General features: G+C 45.5%; 18 protein-coding genes. 9 read left to right on the top strand and 9 right to left on the bottom strand.

Annotated features, from left to right (window positions below; genetic code table 11):
• Positions 1-108: 108 nt before the first annotated feature.
• Positions 109-2,058: an acetoacetate--CoA ligase gene (locus Q369_RS0119550; protein WP_031529470.1), complete on the bottom strand. Its 1,950-nt coding sequence runs from the start codon at positions 2,056-2,058 to the stop codon at positions 109-111.
• 298 nt (positions 2,059-2,356) lie between these two features.
• Here Q369_RS0119550 and Q369_RS0119545 point away from each other — a divergent pair, with 298 nt between their 5' ends.
• Positions 2,357-3,925, top strand: coding sequence for a pseudouridine synthase (locus Q369_RS0119545; RefSeq protein ID WP_031529469.1), 1,569 nt, complete (start codon positions 2,357-2,359; stop codon positions 3,923-3,925).
• A 56-nt stretch (positions 3,926-3,981) separates the two neighbouring features.
• On the opposite strand, the gene Q369_RS0119540 is transcribed toward Q369_RS0119545, so the two are convergent.
• The 5 genes from Q369_RS0119540 to Q369_RS0119520 form a co-directional block, all read right to left on the bottom strand.
• Positions 3,982-5,514, bottom strand: coding sequence for a Do family serine endopeptidase (locus Q369_RS0119540; protein ID WP_031529468.1), 1,533 nt, complete (start codon positions 5,512-5,514; stop codon positions 3,982-3,984).
• Between the two features lie 217 nt (positions 5,515-5,731).
• Entirely contained in the window at positions 5,732-6,163 is a 432-nt protein-coding gene (locus Q369_RS0119535; protein ID WP_031529467.1) for an Hsp20/alpha crystallin family protein, read from the bottom strand.
• Positions 6,164-6,381: 218 nt separating this feature from the next.
• Positions 6,382-7,128, bottom strand: a complete 747-nt coding sequence (gene rnc, locus Q369_RS0119530) for a ribonuclease III (protein ID WP_031529466.1) — start codon at positions 7,126-7,128, stop codon at positions 6,382-6,384.
• A 14-nt stretch (positions 7,129-7,142) separates the two neighbouring features.
• Positions 7,143-8,396 (bottom strand): beta-ketoacyl-ACP synthase II, encoded by a 1,254-nt coding sequence (fabF, locus tag Q369_RS0119525; RefSeq protein ID WP_031529465.1) that lies wholly within the window; start codon positions 8,394-8,396, stop codon positions 7,143-7,145.
• Between the two features lie 45 nt (positions 8,397-8,441).
• The gene (locus tag Q369_RS0119520; RefSeq protein WP_015813362.1) at positions 8,442-8,678 is read right to left on the bottom strand and encodes an acyl carrier protein; all 237 of its coding nucleotides are present in this window, start codon (positions 8,676-8,678) and stop codon (positions 8,442-8,444) included.
• 227 nt (positions 8,679-8,905) lie between these two features.
• Between Q369_RS0119520 and kdsA the strand changes: the two genes are divergently transcribed.
• From kdsA to Q369_RS0119495, 4 genes are all read left to right on the top strand, one after another.
• On the top strand, positions 8,906-9,718 hold the full coding sequence (gene kdsA, locus Q369_RS0119510; protein ID WP_031529463.1) for a 3-deoxy-8-phosphooctulonate synthase: 813 nt from the start codon (positions 8,906-8,908) through the stop codon (positions 9,716-9,718).
• The gene (locus Q369_RS27850) at positions 9,715-10,398 is read left to right on the top strand and encodes a phosphatase PAP2 family protein (RefSeq protein ID WP_035333705.1); all 684 of its coding nucleotides are present in this window, start codon (positions 9,715-9,717) and stop codon (positions 10,396-10,398) included. The genes kdsA and Q369_RS27850 overlap by 4 nt, the downstream gene beginning before the upstream one ends.
• A gap of 61 nt (positions 10,399-10,459) precedes the next feature.
• Complete coding sequence (locus Q369_RS0119500) at positions 10,460-10,915, top strand: GyrI-like domain-containing protein (RefSeq protein WP_031529461.1); 456 nt, start codon at positions 10,460-10,462, stop codon at positions 10,913-10,915.
• A 20-nt stretch (positions 10,916-10,935) separates the two neighbouring features.
• Positions 10,936-11,472, top strand: coding sequence for a DNA-3-methyladenine glycosylase I (locus tag Q369_RS0119495; RefSeq protein ID WP_031529460.1), 537 nt, complete (start codon positions 10,936-10,938; stop codon positions 11,470-11,472).
• Here Q369_RS0119495 and Q369_RS0119490 read toward each other — a convergent pair.
• Together Q369_RS0119490 and Q369_RS0119485 are read right to left on the bottom strand one after the other, a co-directional pair.
• Positions 11,441-12,247 carry a glycerophosphodiester phosphodiesterase family protein gene (locus Q369_RS0119490; protein ID WP_031529459.1) on the bottom strand — a complete coding sequence of 269 codons (807 nt, stop codon included), beginning with the start codon at positions 12,245-12,247 and terminating at the stop codon, positions 11,441-11,443. The two genes, Q369_RS0119495 and Q369_RS0119490, sit on opposite strands and share 32 nt — an antisense overlap.
• 45 nt (positions 12,248-12,292) lie before the next feature.
• Positions 12,293-13,240, bottom strand: coding sequence for a PfkB family carbohydrate kinase (locus tag Q369_RS0119485; RefSeq protein WP_031529458.1), 948 nt, complete (start codon positions 13,238-13,240; stop codon positions 12,293-12,295).
• 196 nt (positions 13,241-13,436) lie between these two features.
• Here Q369_RS0119485 and Q369_RS0119480 point away from each other — a divergent pair, with 196 nt between their 5' ends.
• The 4 genes from Q369_RS0119480 to Q369_RS0119465 are packed head-to-tail and all read left to right on the top strand — an operon-like array spanning position 13,437 to position 16,888.
• Entirely contained in the window at positions 13,437-13,823 is a 387-nt protein-coding gene (locus tag Q369_RS0119480) for a DUF5618 family protein (protein WP_031529457.1), read from the top strand.
• Positions 13,824-13,855: 32 nt separating this feature from the next.
• Positions 13,856-15,358 (top strand): cysteine--tRNA ligase, encoded by a 1,503-nt coding sequence (gene cysS, locus Q369_RS0119475; RefSeq protein ID WP_031529456.1) that lies wholly within the window; start codon positions 13,856-13,858, stop codon positions 15,356-15,358.
• A 2-nt stretch (positions 15,359-15,360) separates the two neighbouring features.
• On the top strand, positions 15,361-15,873 hold the full coding sequence (locus Q369_RS0119470) for a DUF192 domain-containing protein (RefSeq protein ID WP_031529455.1): 513 nt from the start codon (positions 15,361-15,363) through the stop codon (positions 15,871-15,873).
• Positions 15,857-16,888 carry a M28 family peptidase gene (locus Q369_RS0119465; protein ID WP_031529454.1) on the top strand — a complete coding sequence of 344 codons (1,032 nt, stop codon included), beginning with the start codon at positions 15,857-15,859 and terminating at the stop codon, positions 16,886-16,888. The genes Q369_RS0119470 and Q369_RS0119465 overlap by 17 nt, the downstream gene beginning before the upstream one ends.
• Positions 16,889-17,032: 144 nt before the next feature.
• On the opposite strand, the gene pbpC is transcribed toward Q369_RS0119465, so the two are convergent.
• Positions 17,033-19,330 carry a penicillin-binding protein 1C gene (gene pbpC, locus Q369_RS0119460; RefSeq protein WP_157488248.1) on the bottom strand — a complete coding sequence of 766 codons (2,298 nt, stop codon included), beginning with the start codon at positions 19,328-19,330 and terminating at the stop codon, positions 17,033-17,035.
• Positions 19,331-19,427: the final 97 nt, after the last annotated feature.

Raw genomic sequence — 19,427 nt, 5'->3', positions numbered from 1 at the left:
GTGAATTAAGCGATTTTGATTGCTTATTGCAAGAGAGCCAACGGCGTGTTTTGAACGAAAACGAAAATATAGCGGGCTTAGATCCTGAACAGAAATCGAAATCTCACTTCATACAAAAGATCTGAGTGATTCTGGGTTTCGCATTGTGTCCAGGTTGATGCATTTCTCAGGATCCTGGCCCATTAGTATGCGCTTCATAGGCGCCTCCATTTTCTTCCCATTGATTGTGTAAGGAATGTCAGCAACCTGTTCGATCGTGTCCGGAATATGTCGCGGGCTATACTGAGTGCGAATTGTTTCTTTGATTCTTGCCTTCAATGCGTCCGTTAGTTCATGTTCTCTTCCCAATACAACAAACAGGGAAATGGTACCTTCTCCATTGGATTTTTCAAGATAAACCGCCAGGCTGTCTTTCACTTCCGGTAAACTTTCAACGGCACGATATATCTCCGCGGTACCAATGCGCACACCTCCCCTGTTCAATGTCGCATCGGAGCGACCATAAATGATCACCGACTTCCGATCGGTTATTTTGATCCAATCGCCGTGCCGCCAAACAGCCGGGTACATTTCAAAGTAGCTGCTGAAATACTTTTCCTGATTTGGATCATTCCAAAAGCAAACGGGCATGGAAGGCATTGGCTGGGTAATTACCATTTCTCCCAACTCATCTTTTACCGGTTTACCATCTTCATCAAAAGCTTCAACGCGTGCGCCGAGCATTCGGCATTGTATCTCACCGGCATATACCGGCACAATGGGGCAGCCACCTACAAATGCAGAGCAAACGTCGGTACCACCGCTGAGTGAAATAAGCCAGACATCTTTTTTAACCTGTTTATAAACCCATTCAAAAACTTCGGGCGGCAGAGGAGAGCCTGTGGATCCAATTGTTTCCAGACTGGAAAGTCGCTCAGAAGTAATACTCACGCCGCTTTTCATAGAGTTAATGAAGAATGCAGCACCACTTCCAAAGTGCGTGATCCTTGCTTCTTCCGCCAAACTCCACAGTACCTGTGATGAAGGATAAGCAGGCGCGCCGTCGTAAAGCACGAGTGTAGCACCACAGAGCAGCGAACTCAATGCATAGTTCCACATCATCCAGCCGGTAGTAGAATACCAGAAGTACCGGTCGCCCGGCTTAACATTCTGGTGCAGCACCAATGCTTTCATGTGCTCGATCAAACAACCTCCAACTCCGTGCGTAATCGCTTTCGGCTCAGCAGTTGTTCCTGACGAATACAAAATCCAGATCGGATGATCGAAAGCAACCGGCTCGAAATCGATGCCAAAATGCTGCAAATGCAGGATATCCTCCCAAGACGTATACCTGTCGTACCGGCTTTCAGTCTTGGTATTATTAATTAAAACAATGTCCTTGACCGTTCGCAAGGAGATCGAAAGCTCCTGTGCAAAGGCTGTTAAATCGTGAAACTTGCCATTGTACTGGCAACCATCTGCGATAAACAAAACTTTGGGTTCAATCTGCTGAAAGCGCTCAACCAATGCTGTTTTTCCAAAATCGGGAGAACAGGAAGACCAGACTGCGCCGACGGAGTTTGCCGCCAGAAAGGCCACAACAGCCTGAGGTATATTGGGCAAAACAGCTGCGACGCGATCCCCAGGCCGCACTCCTATTTGTTTGAGCCAGGTCGCTACCGCTGCCACTTCCTCTTCCAGCTGCTCCCAGGATATTTCGCGTAATCCTTCCCGCTCGGATTTGAACAAAATAGCCGGGCGGTCCTTACTTTTATTTCTGAAAATATGCTCAGCGTAATTGAGTTTGGAGCGGGTAAACCACTTGGTACCGATCATCCCACTCTGTGGGCGCTGCAGTACTTCAAGGTAAAGATCGTGCGATTTAATGTTGAAGTAGTTCCAGAGACTTTCCCAGAAGTCTTCCAGATCCGTTACAGACCACTCCCACAGGTCGTGGTAAGATCGAAAGTAAAGTCCCTTTTTGACAAAAAGCCAATCCATGTACTTTTTCAGATTGGATTGTTCCAGCAATGTCCGTCCAGGTTTCCATAAAGGTTGTGTCTGCACCTCGGTTGACATATACAATTTCGTTCATTGAAGATTTAGAGTCGAAAGCCATGTAACCGGCATTTCGCTGATAGTACTAATAAACGTTACTTTATGACTTTTGACATAAAATGACAGCGAAATATTTAACCGGAAAATTGCCGTATCTTTGCAGGCTAATCTATAAATTATCAATACTTTCTGATGATCAGATACGCTGGCTAACTGATTTTGGTGGCATTAATATCAGAAAATACACCACAGTTTTACATTCAGTTACAAGCAATTTGTTAAGAGGAAAAAATCCCAGTAGTGATACTGCATTCCTGAAATGAGAAAAAGAACAAACAATTCAAGACCGGCATCGGGCGGCGGGGACAAATCCTTCCGAAAAAGCAGCGGCGGCAATTCATTCAAAAAAGCAAAGCCGGAGACTGAAAGCAGATTCAGTAAGCCAAGTGTTAAAAAATCCAGTCTGAAATTCTCAGCACAGGAAAATAAGCCTACCAAATCACGTCCCAGCTTCGGGCACGAAAAACCAGCAGACGACAGGCCGCGTTTCGACCGTGAGCAAGGTGGTTTTCGCAAAGACAAGCCTGCTGGAAATGCCGGTGGTTTCAAAAGAGATTCAAAATTCCAGGGAGAAAAAAGATCTTTCAAAAAACCGGAATCAGGCGATACCCGGCCTTTCAGATCCCGCAGTGAAGGTGAGAATACGGAAAGAAAGCCATTTTCAGACAGAAGAACATCGACCGAAAGAGGAGAAAGACCCAGTTTCGACAAAACCCGTGAGTTCAGACCAGAAGGAAGGCCTGCATTCGGAAAAAGGGAAGAAAGAGGTGATTTCCGTCCGCGAGAATCAAGAGAAGGTGCACCGCGAGAAGGTTTCAGATCAAGAGAAGACGGTGACCGGGCACCAAGAGGAGAAGGGTTTGGAAGGGAAGAAAGGGCACCGCGAGAAGGTTTCAGACCAAGAGAAGACAGGAGTGAGAACCGTGCGCCAAGAGGTGAGCGATCCGCGCGCGACGAGCGTGCACCAAGAGAAGAAAGAGCACCAAGGGAAGAGAGAGCGCCAGATACAGAGGACAGAAGCGGATTGGACCGGAGAGTGGGCCGATATGAAACAGCGCCCCGCTATAATTTGAAAGATTACGAAAAGAAGGTAGCTCCTAAAAAAAAAGAGGAAACCACCACTGATATCAGGTTGAACCGCTACATCGCGAATGCAGGTATCTGTTCGCGCAGGGAAGCCGATGATTTGATTTCTGCCGGCCAGATTTCGGTAAATGGAAAGACGATTACTGAAATGGGTTATAAGGTGAAAATAAGTGACGTTGTCAAATACGGCAAAAAAGCACTAAATCCTGAAAAAATGGTGTACATCCTGATCAATAAACCGAAGGATTACATTACCACCACCGACGATCCGGAAGAGCGTAAAACAGTGTTAGACCTGATCAAAGGTGCATGCAACGAGCGTGTTTACCCGGTGGGCCGATTGGACAGAAATACAACAGGCTTGCTGCTGCTGACTAACGACGGTGAGCTGGCTGAGAAACTTACGCACCCTTCAAGCGGGATCAAGAAAATTTATCAGGCTGAATTGGATAAACCGATCGCAACAGAGGATTTCGAGAAATTACAGCACGGAGTAGATCTGGAAGACGGATTTATACGCCCCGATGAAGTTGGTATCGTTACACCGGATGCAATGGTGGTTGGACTTGAAATCCACAGTGGTCGTAACCGCATTGTTCGCCGGATGTTTGAGCACCTGGGCTATGAAGTTCAAAAGCTGGACCGGACTGTATTTGCAGGATTGAATAAGAAAGACCTGCCGAGAGGCAAGTGGCGCTTTTTAAGTGAGAAAGAGGTTGTGAAGCTTAAATACATGCTTTGATATAAAACAAAAAAATGGCTGCGGAATCCGCAGCCATTTTTTTGTTTTATCATTTATTACAATCTAAATCCGAAAGAGAATACATCGTAAGGTGCGTCAGGGTACAGCCCTTCAAAAGTTACCATCGATTCCTCTTTTCCGGCGATTGCCGATTCGAAGTCTTTCACATTACGGACTGCCTTACCATTTACCTTTGTAATAATAAAGCCCTCTTCCACTTGTGAACGGGCAAACTTGCCGCCTTCGATAGAAACTACTTTCACTCCACCTTCAATTTTGTATCTGGATAAACGCTGCTTCTCTGCATCGCTTAGGTTACCAAACCGTGCACCCAGCACATTCATGATCGCCGCAGTTTCATCACGTTTGATAATGTCTGAACCGCCTGTTCTGTTGCGGAGTGTAATGCTCAGGTCTTTTTCCTTACCATCGCGGTTTACAGTCAAGTTAACCTTATCGCCAGGTTTGTGCAGACCAATTGATTGTTGAAGCTCAGGAACAGAGTGAATTTCAATTCCGTCCACTTTCACGATCACGTCACCTTTGTTTACACCACCTGCTTTCGCCGCGCTGTTTTCAGTGAATTCACGAACATAAACTCCGTCATTCACTTTCACGCCATATTCTTCTGCTTTTCTGCTGTCAAGATCGTCCAGCTGGATTCCAAGGTATCCGCGTTGGACGTTACCAAATTTGATAAGGTCGCTGGATACTTTTTTTACAATGCTGGAAGGTACTGCAAACGCATAACCGGCAAAGCTACCTGTCGGGCTGGCAATGGCGGTGTTGATACCGATCAATTCGCCTTTCAGGTTCACAAGCGCACCACCACTGTTTCCTGGGTTTACTACCGCGTCAGTTTGAATGAAAGATTCAAGTGGGGAGTCGCCTGCACTTGCAGAAGCCGGGGTCACACCATTGCGGCGTGATTGACCGATAATTCCAAGACCGCGACCTTTTGCACTCACAATACCGGCAGTAACCGTTGATTCGAGGTTAAATGGGTTACCTACTGCAACTACCCATTCTCCTACTTTCACTGCATCCGAGTTTCCCAGGGTTACGGCAGGAAGATCTTTTGCTTCCACCCTGATAACGGCGATGTCAGTAGAAGGGTCGGTTCCGATTACCTTCGCTCTGTATTTCCTTTTGTTATGCAAAGTAACTTCAAGTTCCTGAGCACCTTCCACAACGTGGTTATTTGTTACGATATAACCGTCAGCTGAGATAATCACACCAGAACCAGACGCTTCCTGAGACTGAGGACCGCGCTGGCTGCCTCCAAAATCATCTCCGAAGAAATCCCTGAAAATATCCGGGATCTGCTGACCGCCTCCGCGGTATGCCTGGCGTGTCATCGTTGACTTTATGTGTACAACCGTTGGTGTAGTTGCTTCTGCTGCGTAGACAAAATCTCCCGGTGCACCTACCGGCGCGCCAGTCGAGGTAAACCGTGCAATAGATTCGGCAGGGGCTTCTTTAAAAATTACATTCGTACCGCTATCCGGACCTAACAGTTTAAAGCCGGCAAGAGTTGACGCACTTGAAATCAACCCAACCAACACTAAACCTTTCCAATTTGTTTTCATAGACATATGTTGGGGTTTTAATTTTATGAATGATTAACGCAAAGCAAATAACTATTTATTCCCTTAACAGGCCCGTTTAACATAATTTAACAAAGATATTTCATTTCAAATCTAACCCAAATATCCTGCCAGTAATGTCCGGTTTACGCGCTTTTCGTTGATCATAGAAGAAGGCGTTATTCGTGAAAATAACGCCTTCCTTACTTCAAAATTTCAATTATGCGATTTCGATCTGACGGGCAGGTTTTTCCTTTGCTTCTTCGCGTTTTGGCAACACTATGCTCAAAATACCGTCGGCATAATTAGCTTCGATTTTCTCGCCGTCGATTGAATTCGGCAGGGTAAAAGTCCTTTGGAAAGAGTTGTACTTGAACTCTCTACGAGTATATTTCTCCCCTGCTTCCTCACTTTTCTGATCCTTATGGGCAGAGATTGTCAGCTGGTTCTTTTCAAGGTTCAGTTTGAAGTCCGACTTCTGCAAACCGGGAGCGGCTACTTCAATGCGGAATCCTTCTTTGCTTTCAACTACATTCACTGCCGGTACACTTCCGGAGAAAGCGGGTGTGTTTAATTCGTTGAAAAGGTCTTTTCCAAAAAAACCGTTCAGGTAGGAAGGAGTTGCGAATTGGGTTTTAACTAATGTGCTCATTGCAATAAGATTTTATGTTTTTGATTTCTTGTTTTAACCTCTGTGGTATGCAGTGATATTATCAACTTCCATTCCGACCCATAAAATGCAGAAATAACAAGACAAAAAGTCACCAAATTAAAGCGTTTGCACAAACCACAAGACAAAATGTCCGATTCGTATTGAACATACCTGTAAAATGACAGGATTGTAACCTGAATAAAGCACTTGAATAGGGCTTACCTTAATTCAAGAATAGCACAAGCCTGCTCGGAAGCGGATTGTTCAGCTTTCTTTTTGGTAAAACCGTTGCCGGTAGCGAAAGGCTCGTCGTTGACGAGTATTTGAGAGATGAATTCGCGATGGTGGCGGGTCCCCCTTTCTTCGAGTATCTCGAAGCGGATTTCCTTGCCCTCACGCTGGGCCCATTCGATGATGAGACTTTTGAAGTTTGCATTGTTCTGGATAATACTGTCCAGATCATAATGCGTGATAAGCTTGCTGATGATGAATGTTCTCGTGAACCGAAAACCTTTATCCAGGTAAATAGCGCCTACAAACGCTTCAAGCGCATCTCCGTACATGGAAGAGCGCGGCGACATTCCACGGCGGTTACCATCGTATTCGATCAGCCTGTCAAGACCAAGCTTGCGGGATATTTGATTTAAAGATTCACGATTGACAATTCGTGAGCGGATTTCGGTTAAGAAACCTTCGTCTTTGTAGGGGTATTTGGTAAAAAGGAATTCTGCGACTACCATACCCAGGACTGCGTCGCCCAGGTATTCGAGTCTTTCATTGGATTCTCTGAAACCTTTGATGGCGGTTTCTTTGGATGCAGAAGTATGGCGAAAAGCGAGCTGGTAAACGCCTAAATTGGAGGGGCGATCACCGATTACGTGTGCAATGGACTCCTTAAATTTTTTATCCTCAGCACTTCCGGTACGGAAAAGAGAAAGTATCGGTATAAGAATTCGCTTTGCCAATTGTAGAAAGTTTATCAGTCTTCATACTTTTTGAAAATGACTGATGCATTGTGACCTCCAAATCCAAAAGTGTTACTCAAGGCGATATCTACCTTGCGCTTTTCTGCTTTGTTAAAAGTAAGATTTAGTCTTGGATTAATATCCGGATCATCTGTAAAATGGTTGATCGTAGGCGGTACAATCTGATCCTTGATTGCCATGATGCAGGCAGCAGCCTCGATCGCACCTGCTCCTCCGAGCAAATGTCCGGTCATGGACTTGGTTGAACTGATGTTCAAGTTATAAGCATGCTCTCCGAAGAACGTCTCAATTGCCTTGATTTCCTGGGGATCGCCGATCGGCGTGGATGTACCGTGCGTATTGATATAGTCGATATCCGAAGGCTGTAACCCGGCGTTTTCCAATGCATTCTTCATTACCATGTATGCGCCCAGCCCCTCAGGATGTGGTGCAGTAATGTGGTATGCATCCGAAGACATACCTGCGCCGATCATTTCAGCGTAAATTTTTGCTCCTCTGGCTTTTGCATGTTCCAGATCTTCCAGAATAAGAGCGGCACCTCCTTCTCCCAAAACAAAACCATCACGATCCTTATCATAGGGACGGGATGCAGTTTCAGGACTGTCGTTTCTTTCGGAGAGTGCTTTTAGTGCATTGAAACCTCCTACACCAGCAATAGTAATTGCTGCTTCGGAGCCGCCTGAGATACATACATTCATCATACCGAGCTTGATATAATTGAATGCATCGATCAGCGCATTGGTAGCTGATGCACAGGCGGATACTGTGATAAAATTAGGTCCTCTAAAACCGTAGCGGATCGAGAGTACTCCCGATGCACTGTCCACGATCATTTTAGGGATAAAGAAAGGATTAAAACGAGGTGTTTTTCCATTCTCAGAGAAGTTCATCACTTCCTCTTCGAAGGTTTTAAGCCCTCCAATTCCTGAGCCCCAAATTACACCGGCTTTGTCGAGATCAAGCTTATCTACGTCAAAGCCGGCGTCCTTCATAGCTTCGTCTGCAGCAATAACGGCGTACTGAGTAAACGGGTCCATTTTACGTGCTTCCTGTCGCGGGATGTAAGTATTGATGTCCAATCCCTTGACTTCACAGGCAAAACGGGTACGAAACTTCTCAGCATCAAATTTTGTAATTGGCGCTGCGCCGCTTACCCCCGCAACCAGATTTGTCCAAAAGGTAGAAACATCATTCCCGATGGGCGTCAATGCACCCATTCCTGTAATCACAACTCGCTTAAAACTCATAAAAAAGGACAGAAATTGAAGATGATAACTGGCTTAAAGACCGAATTACTTCACGTTCTCTTCCAGATATGCAACAGCTTGGCCTACTGTACCAATGTTCTCTGCTTGGTCGTCAGGAATAGATAGATTGAATTCTTTTTCAAACTCCATAATCAATTCAACGGTGTCTAGAGAGTCCGCTCCCAAGTCGTTCTGGAAGTTTGCTTCCGGTGTAACCTCCGACTCTTCTACGCCGAGTTTCTCGACGATAATTTGCTTAACTCTTTCTGCAATTGCTGACATTTTATAATCACTTTTTGGTTAAAATCGCAACAAAGAAAGATATTTCAGTTCACTTTTTCAAAATTTTTTTAATGCCTTCTTTTTATTGCATTCTTTACTTCCAAAATAAAAAAAGCAGTAAATCAATCCATTATCAGGTGCTCATTTCTGGAATTCTTCTTCCGGTCTGGAGAACATCCCGCATAAGTGTACATTCACCAAATATTTAATTAAAAGTCATTTAAGATATGATTTCAATTACGAACCTGAAAAATACAGACTCTCAGCATTTTTTTTTAATGGCCGGTCCGTGCGCCATTGAAGGCCGCGATATGGCCCTCCGCATAGCTGAACATATTGTAAATGTGACCACTAGGCTACAAATACCATATATTTTCAAAGGTTCCTACCGCAAAGCAAACCGCACGAAGATCGACTCATTCACAGGCATTGGCGACGAGAAAGCTTTAAAAATACTTAGGGAAGTAAGTGAAACTTTTGGAGTACCTACTGTTACTGACATCCACGAATCACACGAGGCTGCGATGGCTGCCGAGTACGTGGATGTATTACAAATCCCTGCATTTCTTTGCCGCCAAACCGAGCTATTGGCCGCGGCAGCGCAAACCGGGAAAGCTGTAAATGTGAAAAAAGGACAATTTCTTTCCGGCGCTTCAATGAAGTTTGCTGCCGAAAAGATTCATGAAGTCAATCCGGAATGTCAGGTGATTTTAACCGATCGTGGCAATAGCTTTGGATATGGCGATCTAGTGGTGGATTACCGTAACCTACCTGAAATGGCTGCATTTGGAGTTCCAGTAGTAATGGACTGCACCCATTCTCTGCAACAGCCCAATCAAAGCTCCGGAATAACCGGCGGCAAACCGAAGCTTATCGAGACAATCGCCAAAGCAGCGATTGCGGTTGGCGCAGATGGGCTGTTCATTGAAACTCATTTTAATCCTTCAGAAGCGAAATCCGACGGTGCAAATATGCTTCCATTGGATCAATTGGAGGGTTTATTGGAAAGACTTGTGCGCGTGAGAGAGGCAATCTTATGATCTTCAAAGCAGCTCGAATCCAGATTTTCACCCTACTGATTTGCTGCAACCTGCTCCCGCAAACAGTTTGGGCGCAGCGGGATTCTACCTTGTGGCGGGTAAAAGCAGGAGACGTTATTCCGCCGGTTTCGCTAGCTGTTGCCGGGCTCATTGTGCAAGGTAAGGTCAGTCGCAGCCTGCAAAGGGAAGTCCGCTCACAGTATCCTGGATTCCACACCAATGCGGATGATTTTCTTCCATACGCTCCGGGCATTGTGAGCCTTGGACTGGCGTCGGCCGGTGTGAAGGGAAAACATTCGCTGGGCGACCAGGTGATACTCGCATTACTCTCCAATATTGGGGCACAGGCGGTAACACAGGGTCTCAAACGTGCTGTAAAATATCCGCGGCCGGATGGAGAGGATAACCATTCATTTCCTTCGGGACATACAACTACCGCCTTTGCAAACGCCGAGATACTGCATCAGGAGTATGGCGACAGAAACGTTTTTTATAGTATAGGCGGGTACGGAACTGCCACAGCGGTAGGTACTATGCGTATTTTGAACAATAAACACTGGCTGGCAGATGTATTAATGGGCGCGGGGATCGGGATGGGCGCTACCAAAGTATTCTACATCAGCTATCCCTGGCTTAAACAAAAAGTGACCCGCAAAAAAAATAATTCGCCGGCTTACTAGCTGCTGACAATGGGTTGTCACACCGGCCATTTTTATTTGCCTCAAACTAAATTGTATCGCCATGGAAATCAAAAACATTCAGTCGTTGTATGTTCATTATTACGAAACACAAACCTCCCTTGCCACACTTTCGGAGTATGTGCGGGTAGTTGCCAAGAGGCTTTATAAAGACGCGATTAAGAACGATTTTGAGATTACCGGCCCCGTATACTGGATTTATGAAGGTGCGGACGGAAACCCCGAAACAGTCTTCAAGCTGACCATTGCATTGCCAATCACGCCGGCAGCACCTGTCACTGGTTCCGAATTCCGGCAAAAAAATCTTGAACCATTTCAATGCATTTCAAAACAATTACAGGGAGAATGGAGCGTGCTTGGCGCTGTTTACGGCGAATTGTTTTCCTGGATAGGTTCTGAAAACAAGATTCCTTCCGGGCAAAATCGTGAGATCTATATCAATATGGATTTTGAGAACCCAGCCGCGAATATCACGGAAGTCCAGGTAGGCATACTTTAATACTTAAATCTTCCTGCACAATGTCATATTGCAATTACATCAACAACAACATTTCAGAGCTGCCAGATTATTTATTAAATAAGGAATACCATGATAATCATTACGGTTTTTCCATTGATGACGATGACGAGCTTTTCGGGAGATTGTTGCTGGAAATCAACCAGGCGGGCCTGAGCTGGACTTTAATGCTCCGAAAACAACATAGTTTTCGGGCAGCTTACGATAATTTTTCAATCGAAAAAGTAGCCGCCTATGATGAAAGCGACCGGGAAAGATTGATGCAAGATCCGGGAATTGTCCGCAACCGGTTAAAGATTAATGCCGCAATCGTGAATGCACGGAAAATTCTGGAACTAAGAAAGGACTTCGGCTCCTTCAAAGGCTGGATCGAAGCGAATCACCCTTTGACGAAAGAAGAATGGATCAAGCTTTTCAAAAAAACTTTCAAATTTACCGGCGGCGAAATTGTCAATGAATTTCTAATGAGTACAGGCTATCTGCCCGGCGCACATACGCCTGATTGTCCTATTTATAAGAAGACCCCTTTAAAAAACTGATCAAATGCGCAGGAGTATTGGTCTGTAACCCCTGTACGCCCTTACTTAGTGCTTCTTTCCAGGAAACCGGCCCTTCGTTTGGACTTTGAACATCAAGCCACACAGCCACTCCGCTTTCGTTTGCAATCTTTACCAGCTCAGGATCTTTCACGTTATCCAGCACCTGTACGTCGGTTTTTTTCAGGAAGCCAAGTAACCCTTCTTTGTTTGTTACATTGTTTGGCAAACTTGTCATCAGTGGAACAGCCGGCGCAACTTCCTTCCATTGCCGGTACTGGCGCTCGTCATTCAGGTACACTACCACTTGATTTTCCATTCCTGCTGCCTTGATTTGCTTCCAGGTCTCTTCCGTGCTGGCGTCTTTGAAGTCAAGATAGATGTTGATCTTCCCCTTGCAGGCTGCAAGTACCTCTTTGAATTCCGGGATCCGGTGCGTTCTTTTGTTTCGGTTAAAAACCTGCAGCTTACGCACTTCGGCCAGCGTCATATCTGCAATGCGGCCGGTACCGTTGGTAGTCCTGTCTACTTTGGCGTCGTGCAGTAACACCAGCTTTCCATCTTTCGTAGTCCGCAGGTCGACTTCGACATAGTCGGCCCCGCATTCAATGGCCTCGCGGCATGATGCGACCGTATTTTCAGGTACCTCCATGTGATTACCGCGATGAGCGATCACGACTGTCTTATTTTTACTCTGAGGTAAACCTGGCGACTGCGCATTTGCGCGAGCGCCCATTCCTAAAATCACAAACAGTACTATCAGTCTTTTGCCAATCATAACCTGGAAAAATCAGAGTCTACAAGCACGGAAATTGATCCTTACTTATAGACTCATAAACTTTAAACTAAATACTTTTTGTATCTCGAAGCTGCTCAGGTTCACAAATTCCTGCACCCGCGCATTGATTTCTTCACGGGAAAGGTTCACCAGGCGCTCAGTACCAAATTTCTCAACACAGAATGACGCCATCGCTGAACCGTAGATAATGCCGCGTTTCATGTTTTCAAATGAAATATCGTCAGTGCTCGCGAGGTAGCCGATAAATCCGCCGGCAAATGTATCTCCCGCACCGGTTGGATCGAATACTTCTTCCAGCGGCAATGCAGGTGCAAAGAAAATGCGATCGCCCTGGAACAACAATGCGCCGTGTTCTCCTTTCTTGATAACCAACGTTTTCGGGCCCATTTCCATAATCTTCTTCGCAGCTTTGCGCAGCGAATATTCTCCTGAAAGCTGGCGCGCTTCTTCATCATTGATGGTGATCAGATCCACCAGCTTCAATGTTTCCTTCAAATCCTCCAGCGCAATGTTCATCCACAAGTTCATGGTATCTAGCATGATCAGCTTAGGACGTTTCGCCATTCTTTCGATGACAAGCCGCTGCGTGGCAGGAACTGTATTACCCAGCATCAGAAACTCGGTCCCCTGATACGATTCAGGAATAATCGGATCGAAATGTTCCATTACGTTCAGCTCCGTAACAAGCGTGTCGCGCGTGTTCATATCCTCGTGGTACTTGCCCGACCAGAAGAATGTCTTTCCGTCCGGAACAATTTCAAGTCCTTCTGTATTAATGCCGTGATCCTGCAAAAGACTGATCATTTCCGCTGGAAAATCGCCGCCGACAACTGCTACCAGGTTGTTATCTTTTGTAAAATAAGATGCGGATAGTGTAATGTAAGTGGCCGCGCCTCCGATAATTTTATCTGTTTTTCCAAACGGCGTTTCGAGTGCATCAAATGCAACAGATCCTACGGTAAGTAAGCTCATAAATAAGTACTGTATTGATTTTAAGTTAGTTTCAAACTTCTTATTAATTCAAAAAACGTAGCGAAGATAATCAAAACAGTCGAATAGCATCTTTTGGCGAACTTCAATATCTCAGTGATTGCCAATCAATCATTTGTAATTTCTTATTTTTGTTTCTTATCCATTTTACCTCTTCACTATAAACACATACTGATCTATGGAAGCGATTTCAGAAGCACGCAGACACATTGATAATGCCAAAGATTTTCTTAGTAATAATGCCAAAAAACAGGATGGCCTCTACCAGGACAAGAAGTATGTCAAGATTGCAGGCCATACGGCATATACAGGTATTTTGTTGGCTCTGAACGAATTTCTTGGTGAGAAAAATAAGAAGACGCCGAAAAGCGCCGAATGGTATCAATATGAACTGAGTCGCGTTGACAAAAGCTTGCTAGCAAAATTTACCACTGCTTACGAAATACTGCATATTAATATGGGTTATCAGGGAAGCAAAAGTGCAAAGATTGCCTCCGTTGGACTTTCAGAAGCAGAAAAGATAATCGACTGGGTGGAAACACGGCTCGCCAAAACCCAGCGTTAATTTCGAATCCTTATTAGTAAGTACCCATATAAATGACCGCACAAACTTTCCAGCCGCTTAGATTATTTAATACGCTTACACGAAAAAAAGACGTGTTCGCGCCCATTGCTCCTCCGTATGTAGGTATGTACGTCTGCGGTCCGACTGTTTATAATAATGTGCATTTGGGAAATATCCGCACTTTCCTGTCTTTCGATATCCTTTACAGATATCTGACCCACATCGGCTATAAAGTAAGATACGTCCGCAACATAACCGACGTAGGCCATTTGGTGGGCGACGGTGACGAAGGGGAAGACAAAATCGGGAAAATGGCAAAACTCCAAAAGCTCGAACCAATGGAAATCGTGCAGCGCTATACCAACGATTTTCACGATGTTTCGGCCATTTTCAATCTTTTGCCTCCGAGTATTGAACCTACCGCAACCGGCCATTTGATCGAGCAGATCGAAGCAGTACAGGCACTGATAGAAAAGGGCGCCGCTTACGAATCGAATGGATCTGTTTATTTTGACATTAATAAATACCAGGCTGGCGGAAATGAATATGGTAAGCTTTCTGGTCGCATTATAGAAGACCTGCTGAATGAAACCCGCGAGCTCGACGGACAAGCTGAAAAGCGCAACCCGCTCGATTTTGCATTGTGGAAAAAAGCAAGTCCGGAACACATCATGCAATGGGATTCACCCTGGGGAATGGGCTTCCCCGGCTGGCACCTCGAATGTACCTGCATGAGCAAGAAGTACTTAGGAAAGCAGTTTGATATCCACGGCGGCGGAATGGACCTGAAATTCCCTCACCACGAATGCGAAATTGCGCAAGGCAAATCGCTGACGGGCGAAGAGCCGGTGCGTTACTGGATGCACACCAATATGCTGACAGTAAACGGACAAAAAATGTCCAAGTCGCTCAATAACTCTTTCCTGCCCTCGGAGCTTTTCTCTGGCAGCCACGAGTTGCTCGATCAGGCTTACAGCCCTATGACAGTTCGCTTTTTCATGCTGCAAAGCCAATACAGGAGCACGCTTGATTTTTCGAATGAGGCCCTGAAAGCTGCGCACAAAGGCTATAAAAGACTTGCAAACGGATTGCGCAATGCCAAACTGCTGACTTATTCGCATGAGGAAGGAGTTGCCGTAGACGAGAACAAACAAGCTGATATCCAAAAGGCAATCGACGGGTTTTACGCGGCTATGAATGACGACCTGAATACCGCAGTAGCATTCGCCAACCTTTTTAATATGCTCAAATACATCAACATGCTCAATATGGGGCAGTTGAAGCCGGCAGCTATCGGCGAAGAATCCTTCAACAGCCTGAAAGATAATTTCGTAAGATTTTTCGAAGATGTGCTGGGCCTGAAAGAAGAGCTTGCAGAAGGGTACGCAATTCTGGACGGTATGCTGAAATTGTACCGGGAATTTAAAATGCTGCAGAACTACGAAAAGGTTGACGAAATCCGTTCTTATTTTAAAAATCAGGGCCTTGTGATCCGCGACACCAAAGTAAGGGTTGACTGGGCTTACGAGGAATAATCATGAGAAACCGGCAATCGATATTCGCTTACATTTTACTCGGCGTGTTCTTATTAGGCGGCGCGGCCTACCTGCTTGCTCCGTATTTGAACAAACCGAAAGTAGAGGAAACGAATGTCGCGCCCGCTGATAATGCACCGACATTTGTCAAAGAAGGCGAGGTCACATTCTGGAAAAATGGACAGAAGTATAAAAAGATTGATGTAGAAATTGCCGAAAACGAAAATGAACGCGCGAAGGGTTTGATGTACCGGCCCTACATCCCGGATTCTGTGGGCATGCTATTCATTTTTGAGCAGTCGGAGCCGCAAAGCTTTTGGATGCACAACACCAGTATTCCACTGGATATCATCTACGTGGATGAGAATAAAAAAATCATATCTATCGCTGCCAACACCAAACCCTACTCCGACGAGGGCATTCCTTCCAATGGAAGTGCTCAATATGTAGTAGAAGTAAATGCAGGTTTCAGTGAACGCAACAATATCAAAATCGGAGATGCTATTTCTTTCTAAGAACCTGGTTTTCAAATCATTCAGTTACCTTTTTTGCTTTTCTATCTTAATTGCAGGCTGTAAGAGCAACACCAGCTCGGAACAAACTACCGAAGCTGCTGCTCCCAAGCTCGTCGCGAGTCCTGCGTTCAACGCAGATTCTGCCTACGCATTTATCCAGAAGCAGGTTGACTTTGGCGCCCGGGTACCCAATTCAAAACCTCACCAGCTATGCGGCGATTACCTCGTAGCTACATTAAAGAAATACGGTTTGCAGGTAATGGAGCAACCATTTACTGCGACTACTTATGACGGTACCAAACTGAATGCACGCAACATTATCGGAAGTTTCAATCCGACTGCATCCAAGCGCATTTTGCTTACTTCCCACTGGGACTCGCGCCCATTCTCAGACCAGGATTCTCTTGTTAAAAACAAACCCGTGCTCGCCGCAAACGATGGTGCAAGCGGCGTGGGCGTATTGCTGGAAATCGCCCGCTTACTGGCAGCACAGCCGAGCAAACCGGATATTGGCGTGGATATCATCTTTTTTGATGCGGAAGATTGGGGAAGTACGGAAACGCAGACAGACATGGATTACAGCGGTTTTTGTCTGGGGTCCAAGCACTGGGCTACCAACAGGCACGTACCTAATTACACAGCATATTTTGGAGTATTACTGGATATGGTGGGTGCCAAAGGAGCTACTTTCTCGAAAGAAGGCCTTTCCATGAAATTTGCAGAAGATGTGGTTCGCCAGGTTTGGACAACAGCAAGCAGACTGGGTTACAACAACTATTTCATAGATGAACGCGGCTCATCAGTGACCGATGATCACGTACCTGTAAACGAAATCGCCCGCATTCCGATGATCGACATTATCCACACAAACCGCAATTCCACGCTGCTTACATTCTTCCCGGATTGGCACACAGCCCACGATGACATGGAGAATATTGATCCAAACACGTTGAAAGCAGTCGGACAAACATTGGTGCAGGTGCTCTACCAGGAAGCAGCGGGAGAAGCATTGTAAGGGTGGCGTTTATAGTTATTTATTGTCATTTGTAGTCATTGGTTGTTTGGTGTAGATCGGAATTTTTTTCAGATCTGACCTATAAGACAACTAATAACTGCAAATAACCACCAGTGCCAATTAATGACAAAAATTAATCACTTTTTACATCCGCTTCACTGTAATCCACACATCAGAATTCCTTCCCTTATCGTCGCTGCAAGAGATCTTTACCCTACCTGGCGGCGGACTGATGAAAACGGCCTCATGCGGTTTTGCCTTTCGGGTCATTTTATTATTGATATACCAGAAAACTTCCTCCACATCATTCGCCGCCTGACAAGCCAGCTGTAACTGCTGCGGCTCATCTTTCCGGATGTAATATTCACTTCCCTCATTTGGACTCACAATTAATGGAGCACCATCGTGAAAAACCCGCTCACACTTTGGATTATGCGGCGGAATTTTTTGATAGGGTATTTTCTGCATTTCATTAAATGTGATCAATTCAGGCGCGAGGTTAGGATACGCTTGTTTTTCAAATCCATTCTCAGGAAGACAATAAGTACAATAAGAAATCTTGCCCGCAGAATCTGTAAAAACCCAGCGCAAATGCTGGCATTTCCGGAAATTGGATACACCTACAATGTACTCGCCTGGTACTGAGTGCGTGCAAAACTCCGAAGGAATGTCGCCTGTTGCCGGGCAGACCAGCCTGGTAGAAATATCTGCCGGAGACTGGTACCAGCCCCTTGGTGAGTTGTAGTCCAATGCATTGAAAATAGAAAACAGGAGCGGCGTCGCGGTTTTGGCCCCGCTCAGCTCCGGTACTCCCTCACCCGAAAAGTTGCCAACCCAAACCCCAACCGTGTACCTTTTATTATAACCAATGCTCCAAGCGTCACGCTTTCCGTAAGAGGTACCTGTTTTCCAGGCAATCTTTGGTAAATGATAAGTATTGTCAAAATTGGTAGGTAAGTCGGGGCGGGTAATTTTGGTCAGAATGCCCGTTACCAGAAAGGCCGCTTCCGCAGATACGATGTTTTCTCCCTTGACCCGATCTGATTGCTTTACATACCTCAGCGGCCGGAGTTCTCCTCTATTTGCAAATGCGGCAAAAAGGCGTGTTAATTCTTCCAATGTTACGCCGCAGCCCCCCAGGATCAGCGATAATCCCAGATCTTTGGCCTGCCTGTCTACTGTTTTAAAACCTGCTTTTCGGAGTTTGCCGATCAATGCGGGGGTACTGATTTCCTTCAAAACCCGGACCGCAGGAATATTCAGTGAGTTGGCCAATGCAAATTCCGTGGTAACCGGACCATTAAACCGCTGGTCAAAGTTCTCAGGCTCGTATCCGCTAAAATTTCCCGGTACGTCATTCAGTACACTTTTGGGAGTAATTATCCCTTTATCAAATGCTGTGGCATACAAAAGCGGCTTCAAAGTGCTACCCGGCGAGCGCACTGCCCTGATCCCGTCCACCTGTCCGCCGTCGAAGGGATTATTGAAGTCCGCCGAACCGACGTAAGCTTCTACTTCCAACGTTTCGTTATTCACGACGAGCACAGCCGCATTGTGAATATTCATCAGCTTACGGCGGTTGATAAAATTATAAACCTGCTCTTCAATCTGCTTTTGTGATTGAAAATTGACGGTAGTTGCGATAATAGGCTGACCAGAAAACTGCTTTTTGAGCCTAAGAGATAAGTGCGGCGCGTGACGTGGTGCGTGCAGTCTCCTCACCTGCAAAGGTTCCTGTAAAGCATCTTCAATCAGATTTTTTTCAAATAAACCCTCCTGTTCAAATCTTTGTAACCAGCTATTTCTGGCCAGTCGCAATGCATCATTTTTGGCGCCCGGACGTAAGCTGGACGGTCGGTTCGGGACGATTGTCAATGCTGTGATTTCCGCCAGGCTCAGTAGCTGGGGCGATTTACCAAAATACAGCAGTGCTGCTGATTTAATCCCTTCGATATTCCCACCGTAAGGAATCAGGTTGACGTAGAATTGCAGGATCTCTTTTTTAGAATAATGCGCTTCCAGTTGCACTGCCCGCGCCATTTCTATCAGTTTATTGGAATAAGTACGCTCGCGCGGTTGCATCAGCCTCACTACCTGCATAGTGATCGTGGATGCGCCGGACGTCCTTTTACCCGAAAAAACATTCCTGAACGCAGCGCGTGCAACCGCAAACGGATTGACACCAAAATGGTAATAGAAATATTGGTCTTCCTTATAAATCAGCGTTTTGCTAAGCAATGGGGTAATCTCCGGCAATGCCGTGTAAAGCCGCCATTTTTCATCATCACTCAAAAACGCGTGGATCACTTTCCCTTTCCTGTCGGTAACCTGAGTGGCGTAGCTGATTTTGGGTTTGAATGGGAATGCAAGATCAAGGAGCAGTAGCAGCAGCAATACAGACAAAATTGCCCAAAAAGCTTTTCTGACCTTTACTTTTTTCATGTTGACTGGTGTGTAAAGAGGGTTCTTTGACAAAGATAAAATTAGATTCTGTTTTGTCCTGATCAGTTAATTTTCACTACTTACTGACTTTACTTCA

The organism is Dyadobacter crusticola DSM 16708 (genome assembly GCF_000701505.1).
Lineage (GTDB): Bacteria > Bacteroidota > Bacteroidia > Cytophagales > Spirosomataceae > Dyadobacter > Dyadobacter crusticola.
Note: the sequence above shows the minus strand (reverse complement) of the source record. Positions and strands in the feature narration are given on the sequence as shown.